The sequence below is a fragment of the Rhodococcus sp. 05-2254-5 genome, assembly GCF_002258575.1.
In the GTDB taxonomy this organism is placed as follows: Bacteria; Actinomycetota; Actinomycetes; order Mycobacteriales; family Mycobacteriaceae; genus Rhodococcoides; species Rhodococcoides fascians.
Map to the genome: position 1 here is coordinate 376320 of NZ_NOZG01000026.1, position 16446 is coordinate 392765.

At 64.1% G+C, this 16446-nt stretch carries 14 protein-coding genes; 12 read left to right on the forward strand and 2 right to left on the reverse strand.

Translation table 11 applies throughout. The annotated features are described in order from the left end of the window. Nucleotides 1-40: 40 nt before the first annotated feature. The 6 genes from CH278_RS17630 to CH278_RS17655 all read left to right on the forward strand — a co-directional run bounded on the left by CH278_RS17630 (nt 41) and on the right by CH278_RS17655 (nt 10495). Complete coding sequence (locus CH278_RS17630) at nt 41-1567, forward strand: aldehyde dehydrogenase family protein (protein ID WP_179274446.1); 1527 nt, start codon at nt 41-43, stop codon at nt 1565-1567. A gap of 24 nt (nt 1568-1591) precedes the next feature. Then, nucleotides 1592-3103, forward strand: coding sequence for an APC family permease (locus CH278_RS17635; protein ID WP_032366458.1), 1512 nt, complete (start codon nt 1592-1594; stop codon nt 3101-3103). A gap of 12 nt (nt 3104-3115) precedes the next feature. After that, on the forward strand, nt 3116-4663 hold the full coding sequence (locus CH278_RS17640) for a GMC family oxidoreductase (protein ID WP_027496792.1): 1548 nt from the start codon (nt 3116-3118) through the stop codon (nt 4661-4663). Further along, nucleotides 4653-6602: a putative nucleotidyltransferase substrate binding domain-containing protein gene (locus tag CH278_RS17645; RefSeq protein WP_032366459.1), complete on the forward strand. Its 1950-nt coding sequence runs from the start codon at nt 4653-4655 to the stop codon at nt 6600-6602. The genes CH278_RS17640 and CH278_RS17645 overlap by 11 nt, the downstream gene beginning before the upstream one ends. Nucleotides 6603-6626: 24 nt before the next feature. Continuing rightward, nucleotides 6627-9305 carry an MGH1-like glycoside hydrolase domain-containing protein gene (locus CH278_RS17650; protein WP_256991867.1) on the forward strand — a complete coding sequence of 893 codons (2679 nt, stop codon included), beginning with the start codon at nt 6627-6629 and terminating at the stop codon, nt 9303-9305. Nucleotides 9306-9388: 83 nt separating this feature from the next. After that, on the forward strand, nt 9389-10495 hold the full coding sequence (locus CH278_RS17655; RefSeq protein WP_032407080.1) for an alcohol dehydrogenase catalytic domain-containing protein: 1107 nt from the start codon (nt 9389-9391) through the stop codon (nt 10493-10495). Between the two features lie 3 nt (nt 10496-10498). On the opposite strand, the gene CH278_RS17660 is transcribed toward CH278_RS17655, so the two are convergent. Next, nucleotides 10499-11287: an ABC transporter ATP-binding protein gene (locus CH278_RS17660; RefSeq protein ID WP_094622463.1), complete on the reverse strand. Its 789-nt coding sequence runs from the start codon at nt 11285-11287 to the stop codon at nt 10499-10501. 93 nt (nt 11288-11380) lie between these two features. On the opposite strand from CH278_RS17660, the gene dapB reads away from it, so the two are divergent. The 3 genes from dapB to CH278_RS17675 are packed head-to-tail and all read left to right on the forward strand — an operon-like array spanning nt 11381 to nt 13067. Further along, entirely contained in the window at nt 11381-12139 is a 759-nt protein-coding gene (gene dapB, locus CH278_RS17665; RefSeq protein WP_027496797.1) for a 4-hydroxy-tetrahydrodipicolinate reductase, read from the forward strand. 50 nt (nt 12140-12189) lie between these two features. Further along, a complete protein-coding gene (locus CH278_RS17670; protein WP_072692106.1) occupies nt 12190-12609 on the forward strand; it encodes a hypothetical protein in 420 nt (139 codons plus the stop codon). A 5-nt stretch (nt 12610-12614) separates the two neighbouring features. Continuing rightward, on the forward strand, nt 12615-13067 hold the full coding sequence (locus tag CH278_RS17675; protein WP_032366463.1) for a flavodoxin family protein: 453 nt from the start codon (nt 12615-12617) through the stop codon (nt 13065-13067). Between the two features lie 56 nt (nt 13068-13123). Here CH278_RS17675 and CH278_RS17680 read toward each other — a convergent pair whose 3' ends face one another. Continuing rightward, nucleotides 13124-13543 carry a hypothetical protein gene (locus CH278_RS17680; RefSeq protein WP_179274457.1) on the reverse strand — a complete coding sequence of 140 codons (420 nt, stop codon included), beginning with the start codon at nt 13541-13543 and terminating at the stop codon, nt 13124-13126. A 170-nt stretch (nt 13544-13713) separates the two neighbouring features. On the opposite strand from CH278_RS17680, the gene CH278_RS17685 reads away from it, so the two are divergent. From CH278_RS17685 to CH278_RS17690, 3 genes are read left to right on the forward strand one after another with little or no spacing between them, the layout of a single operon-like run. Continuing rightward, nucleotides 13714-15084 (forward strand): OFA family MFS transporter, encoded by a 1371-nt coding sequence (locus tag CH278_RS17685; RefSeq protein ID WP_027496813.1) that lies wholly within the window; start codon nt 13714-13716, stop codon nt 15082-15084. Next, on the forward strand, nt 15081-15197 hold the full coding sequence (locus tag CH278_RS28305) for an MFS transporter small subunit (protein ID WP_420030340.1): 117 nt from the start codon (nt 15081-15083) through the stop codon (nt 15195-15197). The genes CH278_RS17685 and CH278_RS28305 overlap by 4 nt, the downstream gene beginning before the upstream one ends. Before the next feature lie 35 nt (nt 15198-15232). Then, nucleotides 15233-16441 (forward strand): winged helix-turn-helix domain-containing protein, encoded by a 1209-nt coding sequence (locus tag CH278_RS17690; RefSeq protein ID WP_032372575.1) that lies wholly within the window; start codon nt 15233-15235, stop codon nt 16439-16441. Nucleotides 16442-16446: the final 5 nt, after the last annotated feature.

A 16446-nucleotide genomic window follows, 5' to 3' on the forward strand; every position in this document is an offset into this window, starting at 1 on the left:
TAGACACACCAACAGGCCCCCACACGGAAGAAGGTGTCGAGTGACCGACTCCGATGCAGGATTCGACCCGAGCTCACTGCGGCCGTCGTTGTTCATCGACGGGCAATGGCAGGGAGCCGGTGACGGCGGGACCCGCGACATCGTCGATCCGTCCAACGGCAGCGTGGTGGCCGTCGTCGACGAGGCGACACCCGACGATGCCCTGGCTGCGGTTGCCGCGGCTCGGGCAGCGTTCGACGACGGCCCCTGGCGCTCGGTGACCGTGGGTGAGCGCAGTGATCTGCTCAATCGCATCGCGGACTTGCTCCAACGGGACAAGGCGAAGTTGGCGCATATCGAGACTCTCGATACCGGAAAGACGTTCGGCGAGAGTGAGATCGATATCGACGACGTCACGTCGGTGTTCCGCTTCTATGCCGATCTCGCTGTGGTGCAGGCAGATCGACTGATCGACGTCGACCGTCCGGAAATTCTGAGCCGAGTGGTGCACGAGCCCATCGGTGTCTGCGTGATGATCGCACCCTGGAACTACCCGCTGTTGCAGATCTCGTGGAAAATCGCCCCCGCCTTGGCTGCTGGGTGCACCATGGTGCTCAAACCCAGCGAGGTGACGCCACTGAGCACCATCGCGTTCACCAAGCTCGTGGAAGAAGCAGGAGTGCCTGCTGGTGTGGTCAACCTGCTGCAGGGCAGCGGCGCGACGCTCGGAGATGCGCTCACCAGGAACCGCGACGTCGACTTCATCTCCTTCACCGGCGGACTCGCCACCGGCAGGCACATTCTCGCCGCGGCCGCGGAGAACGTCACGAAGGTGGCGGTGGAACTCGGGGGAAAGAATCCACACATCGTCTTCGCCGACGCGGTGGCCGACGAGCAGTCGTTCGCCGATTCGGTCGACAACGTACTGACCGGAGTGTTTCTGCATTCCGGTCAGGTGTGTTCGGCCGGTACCCGACTGATCATCGAGGAATCGGTGGCCGACCGGTTCGTGGCCGCCGTGGCAGAGCGTGCGAAGACCATCGTGATGGGGCCGGGTATGGACCCGGCCAGCGAGACCGGACCGCTGGTGTCGCAGGCGCAGCGCGAGAAGATCGAAAGCTTCGTGGCGACGGGTATCGAGGAGGGGGCCACCTTGGTCATAGGAGGTACCAAGCCGGACGATCCGTCCTTGAGCAAAGGTAGCTATTTCCTGCCCACCATCTTCGATCACTGCGATCGGTCGATGAATATCGTGCAAGACGAGACGTTCGGGCCCATACTCACTGTGGAGCGATTCGACACCGAGGCCGAGGCGCTTCTACTGGGTAACGATACGAATTACGGTCTCGCCGCGGGTGTTCGGACGTCCGACGCCGCGCGAGGCGAAAGAATGGTGCGTGGGCTTCGTCATGGAACGGTGTGGCTCAACGACTTCGGTGTCTACACGGCGGCCGCGGAATGGGGCGGCTTCAAGCAGTCCGGGAACGGCCGCGAACTCGGACCGTCCGGTATGTCCGAATATCAAGAAGCGAAGCATATTTGGCACAACACCTCTCCTACCGCGGCGGGGTGGTTCGGTACCCGATAGAGCACGATGGGAAAGGCCACAGGCATGGCAATACTGAACGACAATTCGAGCGGAATGGACGATTTCGGTTACAAGGAATCGCTCGATCGAAGTCTCGGCAAATTCGCCAGCTTCGCCGCAGGCGTCAGCTACATCTCGATTCTCACCGGTACCTTCCAACTGTTCTACTTCGGTTTCGGCACCGCCGGACCGGCATACCTGTGGTCGTGGCCTGCGGTCTTCGTCGGTCAGCTCTGCGTGGCACTGTGCTTCATGGAGTTGGCCGCGAAGTATCCGGTGGCGGGATCGGTGTACAACTGGGCGAAGCTGTTGGGCCGCAGGATCGTCGGTTGGTCGGCGGGCTGGTTGATGCTCACGGCATCGATCGTGACACTGGCCGCCGTTGCCCTCGCTCTGCAGCTGAATCTGCCACGCATCTGGAGCGGATTTCAGATCATCGGTGACGGCTCGGGAGCCACCGACTTCGCGGCCAATGCAGTGCTGCTCGGTGCGATTCTGATCGCCATCACCACCACGATCAACGCGCTGGGCGTTCGACTGATGGCGATGATCAACAGTGCGGGTGTGTTCATCGAACTCATCGCGGCCGTGCTCATCGCGATCTTGCTCGCGGCCAACATCACTCGAGGACCCGAGGTGTTCTTCTCCACCAACGGCTACGGTGCCGGTGAGAGCGGCGGCTACCTCGGTGCTTTCCTGGTGGCGTCGCTGGCGTCGGGATACGTCATGTACGGATTCGACACCGCGAGCTCGCTCGGGGAGGAAACCGTCGAACCTCGGCGCACCGCCCCCAAAGCGATCTTTCGCGCCATCCTCGCGTCGTTCGTCATCGGTGGAGCCATCCTGGTGTTCGCCGTCATGGCCGCGCCGGACCTGAACGATCCTTCCCTCGGCAGCCCCGACGGCAGCCTGCAATCCATCGTCGAATCGGTGATGTGGGGCCCGCTCGGCACCGTCTTCCTCATCTGCATCGTCATTGCGGTCTTCGTCTGCTCACTGGCAGTACACACCGCGGCGATCCGGCTCACGTTCGCCATGGCGCGAGACAACGCGTTGCCCTTCGGTGAGAGTCTGGCCAAGGTCAATCCCAAGACCCAGACCCCGGTGGTGCCCGCGGTGACCATCGGCGTGCTGGCCATCGTGATCCTCGTCGTCAACATCGGTCAGCCGCAGATCTTCACGGTCCTCACCTCGATCGCGATCATCATGATCTATCTCGCGTATCTGATGGTCACCGGACCACTGTTGGTCAAGCGCATCAAAGGCGAGTGGCCGCCGGAGGATCTCAAACCCGGCGGATACTTCACGATGGGCAAGTTCGGCCTGCCGGTCAACATTGCGGCGGTGGTGTGGGGTGCCGGGATGGCGCTCAACCTCGCCTGGCCGCGCGAGGCCGTGTACGGAACCCCCTGGTACAACACGTTCGGTGCGTTCGTCTACATCGGCGGCATCCTGGGCGTAGGCCTGCTGTGGTACGCACTCAAGGGGCGCAAGCACATCGGCACTCTGAAATCACATGCCTCCACGGGCAACTAGAAGGAGCGTGCAGTGACAGACACCCAGTTCGATTACGTCGTCGCAGGAGGTGGCACGGCGGGGTGCGTCCTGGCCGCGCGGCTGAGCGAAGATCCTTCTGTGAGCGTCTGCCTCGTCGAGGCAGGTCCCACCGACATCGGCGACAAAGCGATCCTGGAACTCGTCGAGTGGATGCATCTGCTCGACTCCGGCTACGACTGGGACTACCCCGTCGAGCCGCAGGAACGTGGCAACAGCTTCATGCGGCATGCGCGTGCGAAAGTGCTCGGCGGTTGCTCTTCGCACAACTCCTGCATCGCTTTTCATCCGCCGGCCGAAACTCTCGACGATTGGGCCGCGGCCGGCGCGACGGGCTGGGGCGCGTCGGACATCCTTCCTTTCGTTGCGCGCGTGGAGAACAACGACACCGGCCGCGGTCACGACGGACCCGTGCGGATACGCGACGTGCCGCCGCACGATCCCTGCGGTGCGGCAGTGCTCGAATCGGCCGCCGGAATAGGCCTTCCGACAGTCGCATTCAATCGCGGGACGCCGGTACTCAACGGCGCGGGTTGGTTTCAGATCAATGCGGGTGAGGACGGGTCGCGTATGTCGACGTCCCATGCCTACCTGCATCCGATCATCGGCTCGCGGCCGAACCTGGAGGTGCGCACCGACTGCTGGATCAGCGAGATCCTGATCGACGAGTCGCTGACTGCGACGGGTGTGCGGTACCAACGCCCCGACCTGACCGGTTACGACACCGTGTCCGCGCGACGCGAAGTGATCGTCACCGCCGGTGCCATCGACACTCCGAAGTTGTTGATGCTCTCCGGAATCGGACCGGCGGCACAGCTGCAGGAGATGGGAATCACCGTTCGGGTCGACTCGCCCGGCGTGGGTGAGAACCTCGACGACCACGTCGAGGGACTGGTGTTCTGGGAGGCGAGCAAGCCGATGGTCACCACGTCCTCGCAGTGGTGGGAGATCGGGGTGTTCGCACAGACCGACACGTCGCTGAACTACCCGGACATCATGATGCATTACGGCAGCGTGCCGTTCGACATGAACACCCTCCGGTGGGGTTATCCGACCACCGACAACGGTTTCTGTTTGACGCCCAACGTCACTCAGGGTCGTTCTAGGGGAACTGTTCGGTTGCGCAGCAGAGACTTCCGCGATCGCGCCAAGGTGGATCCGCGCTATTTCACCGATCCCGACGGCCATGACGACGCGGTGATGCTTGCCGGGCTGAAGCTGGCGCGCGCTATCGCCGCAGACGGTCCACTCGCGGGTTGGATCGAACGCGAACTCGCCCCCGGGCCCGATGCCGTCACCGACGATGATCTGCTCGACTACGTGCACAAGACCCACAACACGGTCTATCACCCGGCAGGCACGGCGCGGATGGGATCGGTGGACGATACCATGGCCGTGCTCGATCCCGAGTTGCGCGTCAAGGGCATCTCGAACCTACGCGTGGTCGACGCGTCGGCGATGCCGAAGCTGCCGTATGTCAATCCCAACATCACGGTCATGACCATGGCGGAAAAGTGCGCCGACCTGATCCGTGGCGGATAGATCGGAGCTTGCCGACTTCCTCGGCGCGCACCCACCGTTCCAAGGCGCGTCACCTGCGGTACTGACCGACATCGCCGGAGCAGCCGTCGAACTCGACTATGTCAGTGGCGCATGGGTTGTGGGCCCGACGTCGAAGCTCGATGTGGCCGACACCGTGTGGGTGGTGCGTACCGGTCGAGTGGTGATCGTGCACTCCGACGACACCTCGCCCGCCGCCGTACCGATCGACACCATCGGTCCGGGCGGGGTCTTCGGTTTCTCGGCGTTGCTTGTCGGCGGGACGGTCGAATTCTGTGCGCGCGCAACCGAGCCGAGTACCGTTCTTCGGTTGCCCGGAGAGCTGATTCGACCGCTGTTCGCAACGCCGACCGGGCTGGCGTTTCTGGCCGACGCCGTCACCTCGGCCAGCACGCATCGCGGTGGGGCGGCCGAGGGTAGTGCCGGCCGCGCCGTCGGCGAACTGCTCTCGGCCCCAACGGTGTTCGTCTCCGTCGGCACCTCCGTCCGAGACGCAGTTCGGCACATGACCGAGCAGGGCAGCTCGTACGTCCTGGTTCCGCTGCGAGGTTCGCGCTACGGAATATTCACCGACCGTGACCTCAGGGTGCGGGTGGTCGCCGCGGGAATCGGCGTCGACACCCCGGTCGAGCACGTCATGACGTCGCCCACAGAGACGGTCACCGCGGACCGGTTGGCCGGCACCGTCCTGATGGACATGCTCGAGCTGGGACTGCGGCACATGCCCGTCGTGTCCAGCCGAGGCGAGGTACTCGGCGTCGTCGAGGACTCCGATCTGCATGCCGCGTCCACGCGTCGCAGCTTCGTGGTTCGTCGCGCGGTGACCTCGGCAACGACATCGGCCGAACTCGCCGACGCAGGAAGGCTCGTTCCGGGATTGGTGGCGGACCTGTTCCGGGGTGGGACCGACGCCCTGGCCATCAGCGCGATTCTGTCCGTCGTGGTCGACAGCCTCGTTCGCCGAGCCGTGGAGATCGAATGGGCGGCGCGGCCCGAAGTACCGCGACACAACTTCGCCTGGATCACCCTGGGCAGCGTCGCCCGTCGGGAGGCGATGCCCTCCTCGGACGTCGACAGCGCTCTGACTTGGTCGGATACCACCGCCGACCCCTACGTGCGTGGACGATCGAACTCGGTGCCGAGAACTCGCGACGAAGTGCTGATGGGCCTGGCCGCTCGGGTACACGCGAGCCTCGACGGTGCCGGGTTGCCGTCCGACACCAACGGTGCGGTTGCGAGTTCGCCGAGATTCGCACGCTCGGCCGGACAGTGGGAAAGTGCCGCGGCCCACTGGCTCAGCAACCCCTTCGGCGATCGTGGCAAAGCAGGAACCCCTGGTCGTTCCGCAGGCTCCACTCCGGCTGGGGACTCCGGCCTCATCATGTCCTCGCTGATGATCGACGGCAGGGTGGTGTGGGGCCCGAGGGAGTTGAACACGGTTCCCGAGGCCTATCGCCGACTGCTGGTGGACAACCCCGATGCACTGCGACTGCAACTCAGAGATGCCCTCGCCGGACGGGCCCGGCTGCGTTCGCTGCGAGACGTGCTGGCGCGGCGCGGCGGTACGTTCGACCTCAAGGCCCATGCACTGACTCCCATCGTCAATCTCGCTCGGTGGGGTGGACTGTCGGTCGGAATGGCCTCGGCCTCGACACCGGCGCGTCTGGCGGCCGCGTCGGGCAACGGGATGCTCTCCGAACGGGACGTCACCACGTTGACCGAGGTGTTCGCGTTGCTTCAACGGCTGCGGCTGTCACACCAGATCGATCAGATGACGGCAGGCCATCGGCCCGGCGATGTGCTGATCATGGCCGATCTCTCACCGCTCGAGCGCAGTCTGCTCACCGACGGCATCCGAGAGATCGCCGCGGTGCAACGCCGAGTCGGGTACCTCGCCGCCAATGTCGGCGTGCATCGCTGACCGGGAAGCACCAGACTGTGTGCCGTGACCACCAATCCCGTGAGCGTTCCCACCCCGTCCACCGTCGAACACAACCGTTTGGCGGAGTCACCAGGGGTCAGCGGGCCATGGCGTCAGTGGGGACCGTACCTGGCGGGACGGCAGTGGGGCACGGTGCGCGAAGACTACTCCGAGGACGGAAACGCGTGGGCGTCGTTTCCGTTCGATCAGGCGCACAAGCGTGCCTACCGCTGGGGTGAGGACGGAATCGGTGGAATCTGCGATCGATTCGGTTTCCTGAATTTCGCGTTCGCCCTGTGGAATCGCAAGGATCCGATTCTGAAGGAACGACTCTTCGGGTTGGCCAACGAGGAGGGGAATCACGGCGAGGACGTCAAGGAGTATTTCTGGGCGATCGACGGCACTCCGACGCACAGTTGGATGCAGTGGCTCTACCGCTACCCGCATGCGGAGTATCCGTACGCGCACCTGCGCGAGGAGAGTGCCCGACGCGGCCGAGACGACCGCGAATACGAATTGGCCGATACCGGGATCCTGGACGAGAACCGGTTCTTCGACGTTCAGGTCACGTATGCGAAAGCGTCGCCCGACGACATCTGCATCACGATCTCCATCACCAATCACGGACCCGAGGCGGCATCGGTCGATCTGCTGCCGCAACTGTGGCTGCGCAACACCTGGTCGTGGGGGCGCGACGATCGCGGCGGATCGCTCACCCAGCTGACCCGACCGGAACTTCTGGCCGGCGGCCTCGAGGCCGTTGCAGCCGATCACGGCTTTCTCGGTCGGTACTACCTCAGCGCCGAGGGGTCGCCGTCAGTGTTGTTCTGCGACAACGAAACCAATGCAGAGTCCTTGTGGGGGCAGGACAACCTGTCGAAGTACCCCAAGGACGGCATCGGCCGACATGTCGTCGACGGCGAACAGGGTGCGGTGAACCCCGAGCAGACCGGAACGAAGGCTGCATTCTGGTATAGATTCGACGACATCGCCTCGGGCGCAACCGAATCGGTGCGACTGCGCTTGTCGCCCCATCGGCCGGACGAGCAGACGTTCGGTGCGGGATTCGACGCGGTCACCGGTGACCGTCGTGCGGAGGCGGACGAGTTCTACGGCGCAGTGATCGGTGCGGACCTCACCGATGCCGATCGACACGTGGCGCGGCGGGCATATGCGGGGCTGTTGTGGACCAAGCAGCTCTACCGCTACGACGTCGAGCAGTGGATCGAGGGCGACAAGGTGGGAGCCCCGGCGCCGCACTCGCGTCAGGACCCCAAGGGCCGTAACGCCCATTGGCGTCACCTCGCACTGGCCGATGTGATTTCGATGCCCGACGAGTGGGAGTATCCATGGTTCGCCGCCTGGGACTTGGCCTTTCACGCTATTCCTCTCGCACATGTGGACCCGGACTTCGCGAAGGAGCAGTTGGTCCTGATGTGCCGGGAATGGGCCATGCATCCCAACGGCCAACTGCCGGCCTACGAATGGGAGTTCGGCGACGTCAACCCTCCGGTCCACGCCTGGGCGGCCTGGCACGTCTATCGGATCGACGGGTACCGGGATCGCGAGTTCCTGGTCCGGGTGTTCACGAAGTTGCTGCTCAACTTCGCGTGGTGGGTCAATCGCAAGGATTCGGAGGGGTCGAACATCTTCGAGGGCGGGTTCCTTGGTATGGACAACATCGGATTGTTCAATCGCTCCGCTCCGCTGCCGCCCGGTTTCCGTCTGGAACAGTCCGACGCCACGAGTTGGATGGCGTTCTACTGCCAGCAGATGTTCAAGATCGCACTCGAGCTCGCGCGCCACGACAGCGCCTGGGACGACGTCGCGACCAAGTTCTTCTCGCATTTCCTCTCGATCGCGAAGGCGGTCAACTCGTTCGGTTCGCAGCACATTTCGCTGTGGCACGAGGAAGACGGATTCTTCTACGACGTTCTCGTGCAACCCGAGGGCGACGCGGTACCGATGCGAGTGCGATCCATGGTCGGTCTGCTTCCCATTCTCGGGGCCACGGAAATTCCGCCCTGGGTCGAGGCGGAGTGCCCGGACCTCGCGGCGCGGCTGCGGTGGGTTCAGCACCGTCGGCCGGAAATGGTCTCACCGCTGCTGGCGCGTCGGGAAGGCAACGAGGTGCGCCTTCTGCTCACCCTCGTGCAGCCCGAACGTCTCAAGCGGATCCTCTCTCGCATGTTCGACTCGGAAGAGTTCCTGTCGGAGTTCGGTATTCGTTCCTTGTCGGCTTCGTACCGCGAGCCGGTCACGTTCGACGTCGACGGTCGAAGCCTGTCCATCGAGTACGAGCCGGGGGAGTCGCGCACCGGAATGTTCGGGGGCAACTCCAATTGGCGAGGGCCGGTGTGGTTCCCGGTGAACGTGCTGCTGGCGGACAAGCTGCGCGCCTACGGGCGCTACTACGGCGACTCGTTCACCATCGAAATTCCCACCGGCTCGGGAAACCATCGCACTCTCACCGATGCCGCAGACTTGATCGACAACGGTCTCGCCGGACTGTTCCGTCCGGTCGACGGTAAGCGGCCTGCCGACGGTCAGCGGATCGAATCGAGTTCGGATCCACTGTGGAGTGAGCACCCCACGTTCAACGAGTACTTCGACGGAGACACCGGCGAGGGACTCGGAGCAACACACCAAACCGGCTGGACGGCGTTGGTTGCGCACCTGCTCAGGCCACGTCTGCCGCTGTGAGGGCCTGCGGCCCATGTGAGTGGAACTTCGTAGTGGGCTACGAAGTTCCACGCACATGCGGCGCAGCCGCATAGTCTGGCGGGATGAAGATTCGCGGCGCTGTACTCGAAGAAATCGGCCGATCTCGTCCCTTCGCGGACTCGCATCCCATCACCGTCTCCGATCTCGAACTGGGCTCACCGGGTGACGGGGAACTGCTCGTCCGGATCGAAGCGGCCGGACTGTGCCACTCGGATCTGTCGGTGGTCGACGGTAATCGCGTTCGTCCGGTACCGATGCTGCTCGGCCACGAGGCCGCGGGCCGCGTCGAGGAAGTCGGCGCGGGCGTCGACGACATAGCAGTCGGAACCCGTGTGGTCATGACGTTCCTGCCGCGCTGCGGTGACTGCGCGGGGTGCGCCACCGACGGCCAGATGCCCTGCGTCGTGGGAAGCGCGTCGAACAATGCGGGCACGTTGCTCGGCGGAGACATCAAATTGCATCGAGACGGTGCCGAGATCAAGCATCACCTCGGAGTCTCCGGCTTCGCCACACACGCAGTGGTCAGTAGAAAGTCGGTGGTACCGGTCGACGACGACATCCCAGCCGACATCGCAGCGGTCCTCGGTTGTGCAGTGCTCACCGGCGGCGGCGCTGTCCTCAACGCCGGAACTCCGAAGCCGGGGCAGTCGGTGATGGTGGTCGGCCTCGGCGGAGTGGGCATGGCGGCCGTACTGACCGCGGTCTCGATCGGTGCGGGTGAGGTCATCGGTGTCGACGGCGTCCCCGACAAGCTCGTCGCCGCAACCGATCTGGGTGCAACGCAGGTCTATTCACCTGCGGATCTCGCAGAGAAGGGGATCAAGGCGGACATCGTCATCGAGGCAGCGGGCAACGCCCGTGCATTCGAAACTGCAGTCGCGGCAACGGCTCCCGGCGGAAAGACGATCACCGTGGGCCTGCCTGCTCCCGACGCCCGTTCGTCGATCTCTCCTCTCGGTCTCGTAGCCGAGGCGCGCACGATCATCGGTAGTTACCTCGGCTCGGCCGTCCCGGCACGCGACATTCCGACGTACGCCCAGATGTGGCGCGAGGGTCGACTGCCCGTCGAGAAGCTGATCTCCTCGCGCATCACGTTGGACGAGATCAATCGCGGCATGGACGAATTGGCCGACGGCAACGCCATCCGTCAGGTCATCGTTTTCGACTGACCGTCAGCGGTGGGCCGCGGTGGCCACCCACCGCCCGCGACGGCGAGAGATCTCGATCGGATGGTCGAAGCACGTGCTGATGTTGTCCGTCGTCAGCACCGTGTCGACAGGCCCCTGAGCGTGCACGCGCCCGTCGCGGATCAGCAATGCGTGGGTGGTCGAGGTGGGGATTTCCTCGAGATGGTGGGTGACCAGGATGCTGGCGAGCCCGGGATGTTCGGCACGCAGCGAGTCCAGCGCCGTCAGGAGTTGTTCGCGGGCAGCGAGATCGAGGCCGGTGGCGGGTTCGTCGAGTAGCAGCAGCGCCGGATCGGGCAGCAGTGCGCGAGCGATCAGTGCCCGGCCCCGCTCGCCCTGGGAGAGGGTGTGCCACGACGCGTCCACCCGGTGGACAACTCCCAGCGACTCTACGAGCCGGTGGGCGCGAGCGACCTCGTCCTTGTTGGCCGACCATCTCGGGATCAGATCGGGCGTGTTGGTCAGTCCTGTCAGGACGACCTGGAGCAGAGTCAGCGGGGCCTCGATCTTCAGACGAGGGTCGACGTGTCCGATGTGCGTGCGTAATTCGCGCATGTCCACTCGGCCCAGGCGGTGGCCCAGTACGTGCACCGCGCCCCGCGTGGGATGGACGACGGCTCCCAGCAAGCTGAGCAGGGTGCTCTTGCCGGCACCGTTGGCACCGAGCAACACCCAGTGCTCGCCTTCGTCGACCCGCACGGTCGCATCGCTGAGGAGATAGCGGCCGCCACGGACGAGATCGACGCGGTCGGCGAACAGAACGCTGGACTTCACCGACCGACCGTAGCTGCCGGTGTCGGGGGCCTGGAAGTAGGCTCGGTCTTCGGTAGGACGACAAGACGACGACGAAACGAGTGTGGGAACGACGTGAGTGCAACGGCACCTGTTCGAGTAGGGGTACTGGGGTCACGCGGCAAGGTCGGTCAGGCGATCTGCGCCGCAGTCGACGCAGCCGGCGATCTGGAGCTCGTGGCAACTGTCGACCAGGGCGATCCGCTGGCGAACTTCGTCGACAGCGGTGCGCAGGTGGTCGTGGATTTCACCCATCCCGATGTGGTCATGGACAACCTGCAGTTCTTGGTCGAGCACGGCATCCATGCTGTCGTCGGCACGACGGGTTTCGACGAGCAGCGGCTCGAGCAGGTTCGTGAGTGGTTGGCCGGATCCCCACAGACGGGTGTGTTGATTGCACCGAACTTCGCCATCGGAGCGGTGCTGTCGATGCGCTTCGCTCAGCAGGCAGCCCGATTCTTCGATTCCGTCGAGGTGATCGAGCTGCACCACCCGAACAAGGCCGATGCGCCCTCGGGGACCGCGTACCGTACCGCCGCGCTGATCGCCGAAGCGCGGGCGGCAGCGGGCACCCCGAAGAGTCCCGATGCGACGACGACGGAGCTCGACGGTGCTCGCGGAGCCGACGTGGACGGAGTGCGCGTGCACTCCATCAGACTGGCGGGACTCGTTGCGCATCAAGAGGTTCTGCTGGGGACACAGGGGGAGACGCTGAGCATCCGACACGACTCGCTGGACCGGACGTCCTTTGCGCCCGGCGTACTGCTCGGAGTCCGAGAGATCGCTGCCCGTCCGGGGCTGACCGTCGGCCTCGACCCGCTTCTGGATCTGTGAGCTGATCGACAGTGAACAAAGCGACCAAAGTCGTCGCCATCATTGCAGTGATGGTGTTGATCCTCGGCTTCTACTTCTTCCTGCTCGGACAGCGCGGAGTGACGTTGATCCAGAACGGCGGGGTGGCCAGTATTGCCCTGGGGATCGGGGTCATTCTGCTGCCGATCGTCGGGTTGTGGATCGTGTGGGCGACGCTCAAAGCAGGATTGGACCATCAGCGGCTGGCGTCGCGCATCCGAGAGGAAGGCCTCGAACTCGACGTCGACGATCTGCCGAGGAGGCCGTCGGGGCGCATCGAACGAGACGCGGCCGACGAACTCTTCCAACAGGTCAAGGCCGAATGGGAAAAAGATCCCGACAACTGGCGCAATTCGTATCGGCTGGCGCGGGCCTACGATTACGCGGGTGATCGCGGGCGAGCTCGCGAGACGATGAAACGTGCTGTGGCACTGGAACGTGCCGAGAGCTGACGGACATGGCGCGCACTCTGCTGATCGTTCACCACACTCCGAGCCCGCCGATGCGGGAACTGCTCGAATCGGTCCTCGCCGGAGCCCGTGATCCCGAGATCAGCGGTGTGGACGTGCGCAGTGTGCCTGCGCTCGGCGCGACAGTCCCGGATGTGCTTGCCGCCGATGGCTTTCTCTTCGGTACCCCGGCGAACTTCGGTTACATGAGTGGTGCCCTGAAACACTTCTTCGACACCGTCTACTACCCGAGTCTCGATGCGGTATCCGGAAAGCCCTACGGTGCGTGGGTGTACGGAAACAGTGACACCGCTGGTGCCGGGCGGGCAATCGAAAGTATTGCAGCGGGTTGGGGATTGGACAAGGTTGCCGAGACCGCTCACCTGGTGGACAGCGGCAAGGAGTCGCGGGAGCGCTGCTACGAACTCGGCGGGACGATCGCGGCCGGTCTGTCCGACTGACTGCGGCCCGAGTCGGCGTGTACGTCTCGGCACGCTGCGGCCGCGCGAGTACCGACTCAGTCCGACTCGACAGGGGAGTGGGATCGCAGCACGTCGTCGGCTGGGATCGACAACGGAATTTCCAGAAGTCGTTCCGGCCAACTCGGGTACGCGGGTCTGATCCAGACACGGTTGTCGTCGAGCTGAGTCATCAACACCCGGCGCCACTGCCAATCGTCCTGCGGTGTCAGCAGATCGGTCTCGGGCTGCAACGGCAGTGGGGCTTTCGTCCAGTGCGGCAACGACAGGGACGCCAGTCCGCGTTCCTCCAGGGCGGCAATCGCGTCCTCCAGCGACACACCCAGCGCAACAATGATACCCACCGGATTGACGGCATCGACCAGGTATCCCTCGTCGTGTTCGTCGTACGGGGACGATTCACCCGCGCTGTGTGCGACGGTCCATCCGATCACCTCGCCGTCCGAGGCTCGTTTCACCGGCAATCTGCTACGCCACCGCTCGACATCCACTCACGCGAGGATACGGGGCTCGATGTAGTGAGTTCGGTGAAGAAACTATGTCCGATTGTGAGCAGGCAGGGTCGTGCTCGTGTTTGACTGCAGGGGATAGTCGACATTTGTACCGCTCTCCATACCAAGGGATTTCGATGACCCTCCCCATTCTCGACCGCTCCAGAATCGTTGCTACGCCCGAGTGGAGTCGCTGGCTGATACCCCCGGCAGCCCTGTCGATACACCTGGCGATCGGATCTGCGTACGCCTGGAGCGTATTCAAGAACGCCATCTCACAGCCCGACGCCCTGGGGCTCAGCGGAACGGTCACCGCCATACCGTTTCAGCTCGCCATCGTCATGCTCGGCCTGTCGGCCGCGATCTTCGGCACCAGAGTGGAGAAGAACGGCCCGCGTTGGGCGATGGCCGTTTCACTTGTCTTCTTCGTATCGGGACTGCTGATTTCCGCACTCGGCATGGCACTCGGCCAGTTCTGGCTGGTGATCTTCGGATACGGCTTCATCGGCGGTATCGGCCTCGGAATCGGATACATCTCGCCCGTGTCGACGCTGATGAAGTGGTTCCCGGACCGGCCGGGAATGGCGACCGGTATCGCGATCATGGGCTTCGGCGGCGGCGCCCTGATCGCGTCACCTCTCACCAGCCAACTGATGGTGAACTTCGGCGGCTTCACCGATGGTTCGATCGCCAAGACGTTCCTCACCCTCGGCGTCGGGTACGCGGTGTTCATGGCGCTGGGAGTCGTGCTGATCAGAGTCCCGGCCGAGGGGTGGACACCGAAAGGCTGGACGCCTCCCGCGGCGTCGGCGATGATCTCGACGCACAACGTCTCCGCGGCCAACGCCGTCAAGACTCCGCAGTTCTGGCTCCTGTGGGTGGTGTTGTGCTTCAACGTCACTGCCGGCATCGGCATCCTCGAACGCGGCTCCGGGATCTACCAAGACTTCTTTCCGGACGCCACCTCCCCGGAATCGTTGGCCGCGGCGGCCGCTGGTTTTGTGGCGTTCCTGTCTCTGACCAACATGATCGGTCGCTTCGTCTGGTCCTCGGTCTCGGACGTGGTGGGTCGCAAGAACATCTATCGTCTGTACCTCGGTGTCGGCGCGCTCCTGTACCTGTATATCGCCCTGTTCACCAACACGAACAAGATCCTCTTCATGGTGTCGGCGCTGTTGATCCTGTCGTTCTACGGCGCGGGATTCGCAACCGTTCCGGCCTATCTCAAGGACCTCTTCGGTACGTACCAGGTGGGCGCAATCCACGGACGACTGCTCACCGCATGGTCGGTGGCAGGTGTTCTGGGACCACTGATCGTCAACGCCATCGCCGACGCCGGCGAGGCGGGAACCACCGGCCGGTACCTCCCGGCCTTCTACGTGATGATCGGATTGTTGGTCGTCGGGTTCCTGGCCAACGAAGCCATCAAACCGGTGGCGTCGAAATTCCATGAATCCGATTCGGCCGACGCCGCCGATTCGACGACCTCGACAGGAGCCAAGGCATGACCACCGCGCGAATGCAGGGAACGATGGTGATCGCATGGCTCTGGGTGTCCGTGCCGTTCGCCTACGGACTGTACGAGCTGATCCTCAAGGCCAAGAATCTCTTCAGCACCTGAACCACCGTGTCGGTGGATCGTGACAGGGTGGCCCGATGCGAGACATGAGCGCTGCCATGGCGCGCCGCACCGCCTTGGCCGCCCAAGGACTGGCGTCGGCCCGATCGCGCACGCGGCCGGCGAGCAAGAGCGCGGTGCACGGAGCCATCGACACCACCGGGTTGTTGCAGATCGATTCGGTGTCGGTGGTGGTGCGCGCGCACTACGCGCCGGTGTTCAGTCGCGTCGGTGCCTACGACAGAAAAATCCTCGACGACGCCGCCTGGACCGACACCACCCGACGCCCGAGGCGGTTGGTCGAATACTGGGCGCACGAGGCAGCGTTGCTCCCGGTGGAGGACTGGCCGCTGATGCGGTGGCGCATGGAGTTGTACCGACACGGTCGATGGGGTGGAGCCGCCCGCATTCTCGATCGTGAACCCACACTGGTGGACGATGTTCTCGCCGTGATCGCAGAGCACGGCGCGGCCAGTGCGGGTGAGATCGAGAAGCATCTCGACGTCGAGAAGCCCGGGCGCAAGGGTCCCTGGTGGGATCGAAGCGACGTCAAGGTCGTGTGCGAGCAACTCTTCGCTGCCGGAGTGGTCAGCGTGCCGGCACGGTCCGGGTTCGTTCGGCAGTACGAGCTCAGCGAACGGGTGCTTCCCGACGCTGTTCTCCGCAGGCAGGTCGACGAAGCGGATGCGGTGCGGGCCCTGATCGAAAAGTCCTCTCGTGCACTGGGAATCGGCACCGAGCCGGATCTGCGAGACTACTATCGGCTCTCCCAGAAGCAGTCCAAGGCCGCAATCGCCGACCTCGTGGAAGACGGCGTCCTGGAGCAGGTATCCGTCCGAGGGTGGAACGCGCCGGCCTATGTGCACCGCGACGCCAGAACACCGAGGACTGCCACCGTCGCAACCCTGTTGTGCCCGTTCGATCCGATGATCTTCTATCGGCCGCGTGTGGAGAGAATCTTCGATTTCCACTATCGCATCGAGATATACACCCCGCAGCACAAGCGAATTCACGGGTACTACGTATTTCCCTTCCTGCTGGACGGCCATCTCGTGGCGCGCGTCGATCTCAAGGCCGTGCGGGCCAACTCGGAACTACACGTCATAGCGGCGTACGTCGAAGGCGACCGCGATCCACGCGACATCGCACCCCGGTTGCGCGACGTCCTGCACGAGATGGCGGAGTGGCTCGAACTCGAACGCGTGGTGGTGGGTACCCGAGGTGATCTCGTCGCTGCGCTGCGATGACATGA